Origin of the sequence: Pseudomonas sp. CM27 (genome assembly GCF_013179515.1) — a bacterium.
Taxonomy (GTDB): Bacteria; Pseudomonadota; Gammaproteobacteria; order Pseudomonadales; family Pseudomonadaceae; genus Aquipseudomonas.
The window spans coordinates 1-2,029 of sequence record NZ_JABMCN010000419.1 but is presented as its reverse complement, the minus strand read 5'-3'; the positions used below and the strand labels follow the sequence as shown (position 1 = coordinate 2,029).

Sequence of the window (2,029 nt, the reverse complement as noted above, 5' to 3'; positions counted from 1 at the left end):
CCTCAACCCGTTCATCAACAAAGGCGTGTCGGCCGAGAACATCAGCAGCATCTACGACACCCTGATGCGCCAGAGCCAGGACGAGCCGTTCACCGAGTACGGCCTGGTGGCCGGCAAGATCGAAAAAGCCCCGGACAACAGCTGGGTGCGCTTCTATCTGCGCCCTGAGGCGCGCTTCCATGACGGCCACCCGATACGCGCCGACGACGTGGTGTTCACCTTCAACGCATTGATCAAGGACGGTGCGCCGCTGTACCGCCAGTACTACGCCGACGTCGCCGAAGTGGTCGCCGAAGACCCGCTGAAGGTGCTGTTCAAGTTCAAGCACCACAACAACCGCGAGCTGCCGCTGATTCTCGGCCAGCTGCCGGTATTGCCCAAGCACTGGTACCAGAACCGCGACTTCAACCGCGGCAACCTGGAAATCCCGCTGGGCAGCGGCCCGTACAAGGTCGCCGAGGTCAAGGCCGGGCGTTCGGTGCGCTACGAGCGGGTCAAGGACTACTGGGCCAAGGACCTGCCGATCAACCGCGGTTTCTACAACTTCGACGTCATGACCTTCGACTCGTACCGCGACACCACCGTCGCCCTTGAAGCACTCAAGGCCGGGGCGTTCGACTATGCCCTGGAAGTCAGCGCGAAGAACTGGGCCACCGCCTACAACGTGCCGGCCGTGCGCGACGGCCGCCTGATCAAGGAGGAGCTGCCCAACGGCAACCCCACCGGTATGCAGGGCTTCATCTTCAACATCCGCCGCCCGGTGTTCCAGGACGTGCGCGTGCGCCAGGCGCTGAGCCTGCTGCTGGACTACGAGTGGACTAACAAGCAGCTGTTCAACGGCGCCTACACCCGCACCGGCAGCTACTTCGACAACTCGGAAATGGCCGCCCACGGCCTGCCCGACGCCAGCGAGCTGAAGATCCTCGAGCCGTTGCGCGGCAAGGTTCCCGAGCAAGTGTTCAGCGAAGCGTTCCACAACCCGGTCAGCGACGGCAGCGGCATGATCCGCGAGCAGCAGCGTCAGGCCTACAAACTGCTGCAGGAGGCCGGCTGGAAAATCGTCGACGACAAGATGGTCGACGCCCAAGGCAAGCCGGTCAGCATAGAGTTCCTGCTGGCACACACCGAGTTCGAGCGCATCCTGCTGCCGTTCAAGCGCAACCTGGCCGACCTCGGCATCGAGCTGAACATCCGCAGGGTCGACGTGTCGCAATACATCACCCGTCTGCGTTCACGTGACTACGACATGATCGTCGGCGGCTATCCGCAGTCCAACTCGCCGGGCAACGAACAGCGCGAGTTCTGGTCCAGTGCCGCCGCCGACAACCCCGGCAGCCGCAATTTCATCGGCCTGCGCGACCCGGCCATCGACCAGCTGGTGGAACAGCTGATCAACGCCGACTCGCGGCAAAGCCTGATCGACCACTGCCGCGCCCTGGACCGTGTGCTGCTGTGGGGCTACTACGTGATCCCCAACTGGCACATCAAGACCTGGCGCGTGGCCTACTGGAACCACATCGGCCACCCGAAGGTGTCGCCCAAGTACGACATCGGCATCGACACCTGGTGGATCAAGCCCGAGGTGACCCCGGCGGTCAGCACGGCCCCTGCGGACGAGGCCGAATAATATGCTGGCCTACATCCTGCGCCGCCTGCTGCTGATCATCCCGACCCTGTTAGGCATCCTGGTCATCAACTTCATCATCGTCCAGGCCGCCCCCGGCGGCCCGGTCGAGCAGATGATCGCCAAGCTCGAAGGCTTCGAAGGCGCCACCAGCCGCATCGCCGGTGGCGGCGCCGAGGTTTCCGTGGCCGGCTCCAACTACCGTGGCGCCCAGGGGCTGGACCCGGCGCTGATCGCCGAAATCGAGCGGATGTACGGCTTCGACAAGTCGCCGCCCGAACGCCTGTGGATCATGATCAAGAACTACGCCCAGCTGGACTTCGGCGACAGCTTCTTCCGCGATGCCAAGGTCATCGACCTGATCATCGAGAAGATGCCGGTGTCGATTTCGCTGGGGCTGTGGAG

1 protein-coding gene and 1 pseudogene are annotated in these 2,029 nt (G+C 63.7%); both read left to right on the top strand.

All coding sequences use genetic code 11. The annotated features are described in order from the left end of the window. A partial coding sequence (locus tag HP547_RS28550) for an extracellular solute-binding protein (protein ID WP_172288849.1) occupies positions 1-1,627 on the top strand: 1,627 nt, incomplete at its 5' end. A gap of 1 nt (position 1,628) precedes the next feature. Then, positions 1,629-2,029 (top strand): annotated as a pseudogene (locus tag HP547_RS28545) (microcin ABC transporter permease); the annotation flags it as partial.